Source organism: Streptomyces phytophilus (genome assembly GCF_013870535.1).
In the GTDB taxonomy this organism is placed as follows: Bacteria; Actinomycetota; Actinomycetes; order Streptomycetales; family Streptomycetaceae; genus Streptomyces; species Streptomyces phytophilus.
The window spans coordinates 1-4706 of record NZ_JACBXC010000414.1 but is presented as its reverse complement, the minus strand read 5'-3'; the positions used below and the strand labels follow the sequence as shown (position 1 = coordinate 4706).

The 4706-nt window shown below is 72.7% G+C and carries 4 protein-coding genes and 2 pseudogenes; 3 read left to right on the top strand and 3 right to left on the bottom strand.

The window, feature by feature from the left end; genetic code table 11:
- Positions 1-547: 547 nt before the first annotated feature.
- From folB to H5J30_RS18150, 3 genes and pseudogenes are all read left to right on the top strand, one after another.
- Positions 548-916, top strand: coding sequence for a dihydroneopterin aldolase (folB, locus tag H5J30_RS18160; RefSeq protein WP_181788465.1), 369 nt, complete (start codon positions 548-550; stop codon positions 914-916).
- Between the two features lie 3 nt (positions 917-919).
- A complete protein-coding gene (folK, locus tag H5J30_RS18155) occupies positions 920-1513 on the top strand; it encodes a 2-amino-4-hydroxy-6-hydroxymethyldihydropteridine diphosphokinase (protein WP_181788464.1) in 594 nt (197 codons plus the stop codon).
- An 81-nt stretch (positions 1514-1594) separates the two neighbouring features.
- A pseudogene (locus tag H5J30_RS18150) lies at positions 1595-1819 on the top strand (DUF3180 family protein); the annotation flags it as partial.
- Between the two features lie 47 nt (positions 1820-1866).
- Here H5J30_RS18150 and narJ read toward each other — a convergent pair.
- From narJ to H5J30_RS18135, 3 genes and pseudogenes are all read right to left on the bottom strand, one after another.
- A pseudogene (gene narJ / locus H5J30_RS18145) lies at positions 1867-2229 on the bottom strand (nitrate reductase molybdenum cofactor assembly chaperone); the annotation flags it as partial.
- A complete protein-coding gene (gene narH / locus H5J30_RS18140) occupies positions 2226-3872 on the bottom strand; it encodes a nitrate reductase subunit beta (RefSeq protein ID WP_181788463.1) in 1647 nt (548 codons plus the stop codon). The pseudogene narJ and the gene narH, both read right to left, overlap by 4 nt.
- Positions 3872-4706, bottom strand: an 835-nt coding sequence (locus H5J30_RS18135) for a molybdopterin dinucleotide binding domain-containing protein (RefSeq protein ID WP_309505562.1), incomplete at its 5' end; no start/stop codon positions are given. The genes narH and H5J30_RS18135, both read right to left, overlap by 1 nt.

Sequence of the window (4706 nt, the reverse complement as noted above, 5' to 3'; positions counted from 1 at the left end):
CGGTGCGGGTGCACGAGGTACGGCCGACGGCGGATGCGGTACGGGTCGCGTCGGCGCTGGAGGGCCGGGGGCGTAGGGGCGTGGACCCGGCGTAGGGGCGCGCGGCCGTGTCCGTAGGGCAAGAGCTGTCAGAGCAGGGGCCTACCCTGGGGCGGGAGTGCGGGCAAGCATCGCCTATCGCCCATCCCCTCTCGCGTACGGGAGAGGCGCTCCACCGCCCCGCAGCCGTCTCCCAAGCCCTGGATCGCGTTCATAGACCGTTAGAGCCGCCGTCACCCTCCATACCGCTGTCCCGTCGACCCTCCCCGTAGACGCGGCCGCACCCCCGCGGCACGGCCGTGAGCAGCCCCGGTCGTACGGCGTGTCAGCGGCCGCAGGTACATTCGATCGAGGGCCCGGGGGCAGGGCCGGGCATCGCAACACCGCCGCTTCGACTTCGGCAACCCCCGCCGGCACCGCACACCGACCGAAACGAGCAGCAGAAGACCCGACCGCACAAGCAACCGACGCAGGGCAGCAAGACGCAGAAGGCGAGGCGAGACGAGCCATGACCGAAGCCGACCGAGTCGCGCTGCACGGCCTCAGGGCCCGCGGTCACCACGGCGTCTTCGCGCACGAGCGCGCCGAAGGCCAGCCGTTCGTCGTCGACCTCGTCCTCCACCTCGACACCCGCCCGGCCGCCGCCGCCGACGACCTGGCGCACACCGTGCACTACGGCGTCGTAGCCGAAGAGGCCGTCGCCATCGTCGAGGGCGAGCCGGTGGACCTGATCGAGACGCTCGCCGAGCGCATCGCCGCGCAGTGCCTGACGCACGCGCCCGTACAGCAGGTGGAGGTGACGGTGCACAAGCCGGACGCGCCGATCACCGTTCCGTTCGACGACGTGACCATCACCATCACCCGAAGCAGAGGTTGACCATTGAATCGCAGCGACCCGACCGTGCAGCCAGTGCCGCGTTCCGTGGTCGAGCAGGTCGACGCGGCCGACTCGACCCTGCAGAACCCCAAGCGCGCCGTGCTGTCCATCGGCAGCAACCTCGGCAACCGCCTGGAGACCCTCCAGGGCTGCGTCGACGCCCTCGAAGACACCCCCGGCTTCCGCGTCAAAGCCGTCTCACCGGTCTACGAGACCGAGCCCTGGGGCGTCGAGGCCGGCAGCCAGCCGACGTTCTTCAACGCCGTCCTGCTCGTACGGACCACCCTCCCGCCCGCGTCGCTGATGGAGCGGGCGCACGCCGTCGAGGAGGCGTTCGCGCGCGTACGGGACGAGCAGTGGGGGCCGCGCACGCTCGACGTCGACATCGTGGCGTACCAGGGCGTCCTCTCCGACGACCCCGCCCTGACGCTCCCGCACCCCCGCGCGCACGAGCGCGCCTTCGTCCTCGTCCCGTGGCACGACGTGGACCCCGCGGCCGAGCTGCCGGGGCACGGGCCGGTGGCCGAGCTGCTGGCGCACGTCGGCCGGCAGGGTGTGCGGCAGCGCGCGGACCTCGAACTGCGGCTGCCCGACTGAGCGCGTCCTGAGGGCCCTACGGGGCTACGATCTCTGGGAGTTCTGGGAGGAGCGCGTTCGGTGAGGCAACTGCACGTCGGGATGTTGGCCGGCATCTTCGTGGTGGCGGGGGTGCTGGCCTGGGCGGGATCCCGGCTGTGGAACTCGGTGGGTACGCTGCCGAGCGTCCCCGTCGCCGCCCCGGTGGTGCTGGCGCTGATCGCTACCATCCTCACGGCGACGGCGCTGTCCCTCCGCGCCCGCCTCGGCGCCCAGCGCGAGCGCGAGCCGCACGCCAAGGGCGTCGACCCGCTGATGGCGGCGCGGTGGTCCTGGAGCGCGCGGCGTCCGGGTCCGGGGCAGCGGGCGGCGAACTCCAGGGCCAGCGGCAGGAAGTCGGGCAGTTCGTCGGCGGGCGGCTGCCAGCCGTGGTCGCGGTAGAGCCGCTGCCAGCGCAGCAGGGAGCCGCCGCGGCGGCGGGTGTCGCCGTCGGTGTAGTAGGTGAGGTGCAGGGTGCGGCGGCGGCTGCGGTCGAAGGTGGTGACGTAGCGGTCGGAGAGTGTGAGCACGGGTACGCCGGCGAGGGTGTCGCAGCAGCGGAGCAGGAGGGCCGCGGGCCGGCCGGGGGCGCCGGCGAGTGCGGTGCGTACCAGGCGGCAGCGCTCGGGCCAGTCGTCGCCGGGGTGGAGCAGGAGCAGGGAGGACGCCTGGTGGAGCAGCGCCCGGCGGGCCGTCACGGCTGCTCCTTCGGGCGGGGGAACAGCCCGGCGGGGCGGCTTGTGCCGTCCCAGTCCAGGAGGTTGACGCGGCCGCGCAGCGGCATTCCGGCGTGCTCCGGCTCGGGGTGGGCGTGCGGTCCGGGTCCCTGCCGGGGGTCGGGCAGCGGGCGGTGGAAGGCGTCGGCGTCGTACATGCCGGGGCCGCCGTCGCCGTCGAGGCTGCAGCCGGACAGGCCGGACGGGTCGGCTCCGGGGCCGCCGCCGTCCTGCGTGGTGTAGCCGGTGGGGATGACGTAGCGGTCCTCGTACTTGGCGATCGCCAGCAGCCGGTACATCGCCTCGATGCTGTCGGTGTCCATGCCGACGGCCTCCGCGATGGCCGGGTCCCGCTCCTCGCCGAGGTTGACGCGCCGCATGTGCGAGCGCATCGCCGCCAGCCGGCACAGCACGGCCTCGACGGGTGCGGTGTCGCCGGCGGTGAACAGCTCGGCGAGGTAGGCGGCCGGGATGCGCAGCGCGTCGATGGCGGCGAAGAGGCGGGCGGGGTCCTCGCCGTCGTGGCCGGTGGCGGTCAGCGAGTCCACGACCGGGGACAGCGGCGGGACGTACCAGACCATCGGCATCGTGCGGTACTCCGGGTGCAGCGGCAGCGCGATCCGGTACGTGCTGATCAGCGCCCGCACCGGGGAGCGGCGGGCGGCGGTGATCCAGTCGTGCGGGATGCCGGAGTCCTCGGCGGCGCGGGCCACTTCGGGGTCGTCGGGGTCGAGGAAGCAGCCGAGCTGCGCCTCGTAGAGGCCCTGCTCGTCCTCGGTGGCGGCGGCCTCGCCGACCTTGTCGGCGTCGTAGAGCATGACGCCGAGGTAGCGCAGCCGGCCGACGCACGTCTCGGAGCAGACGGTGGGCTGACCGGCTTCGATGCGCGGGTAGCACATCGTGCACTTCTCGGCTTTGCCGGTGCGGTGGTTGAAGTAGACCTTCTTGTACGGGCAGCCGGTCACGCACATCCGCCAGCCGCGGCAGCGGTCCTGGTCGACGAGGACGATGCCGTCCTCGATGCGCTTGTACATCGCACCGGAGGGGCAGACGGCGACGCACGAGGGGTTCAGGCAGTGCTCGCAGATCCGCGGCAGGTAGAACATGAACGCCTGCTCGTACTCCAGCCGCACCTTCTCGCTCATGCGCGCGAGCATCGGGTCGCCGGCCAGGTGCTCGGGGCCGCCGCCGAGGTCGTCGTCCCAGTTCGGGCCCCAGGTGACGGCGGTGGGGCGGCCGTCGACGAGGGAGCGGGGCGGGGCGGTGGGCACGTCGTCGCCGAGGGGCGCGGTGGTGAGGTTGTCGTAGTCGTACGTCCAGGGCTCGTAGTAGTCGGCGAGGGAGGGGAGTTCGGGGTTGGCGAAGAGCCGGGCGAGGCGGCGGGCGCGGCCGCCGCTGCGCGGGACGAGGCGGCCGTTCTTCAGCCGCCAGCCGCCGCGCCAGCGCTCCTGGTCCTGGTAGCCGCGCGGGTAGCCCTGGCCGGGGCGGGTCTCGACGTTGTTGAACCACATGTACTCGGTGCCGCTGCGGTTGGTCCACGTCTGCTTGCAGGTGACGGAGCAGGTGTGGCAGCCGATGCACTTGTCGAGGTTCATGACCATCGCGACCTGTGCCATGACGCGCATCAGTAGGTCACCTCCTGGGCGCGGCGGCGGATGACGGTGACCGCGTCGCGCTGGTTGCCGGTGGGCCCGTAGTAGTTGGGGGCGAAGGAGAGCTGGGCGTGGCCGCCGATGAGGTGGGTGGGTTTGATCAGCAGCCGGGTCAGGGCGTTGTGGACGCCGCCGCGGCGGCCGGTGGCCTCGGACTTGGGGACGTTCACGAGGCGTTCCTGCACGTGGTACATGAACACGGTGCCGGGCGGCATGCGGTGGGAGACGACGGCGCGGGCGACGACGACGCCGTTGGCGTTGACGGCCTCGATCCAGTCGTTGTCGGCGACGTCGATGGCGTCGGCGTCCTGGGGGGCGAGCCAGATGACGGGGCCGCCGCGGGCGAGGGTCTGCATGAGCAGGTTCTCCTGGTACTCGGAGTGGATGGACCACTTCGAGTGCGGGGTGACGTAGCGGACCGTGACCGAGCGCTGTCCGGTGCCGTCGCCGCGGGGCTGCTCGCCGAGTGCGGCGAGGTCCAGCGGCGGGCGGTAGACGGGCAGTTGCTCGCCGAACTCGCGGATCCACTCGTGGTCGAGGTAGAAGTGCTGGCGTCCGGTCAGGGTGTGCCAGGGCTTGCGGTGCTCGGTGTTGACGGTGAACGGGGCGTAGCGGCGGTCGTGCGCCTCCTTGCCGGACCATTCGAAGCTGGTGGAGACCTGCACGGGGCGGGCCTGGGTGTCGGAGAAGACGACGCGGCGCTCGGCGTTGGCGGCGCCGAGTGCGGCCAGGCCGCTGCCGGGGCCGCAGCGTTCGGCCAGGCGGTCGAAGCCCTCGGCGGCGAGGCGGCCGTTGGTGGTGCCGGAC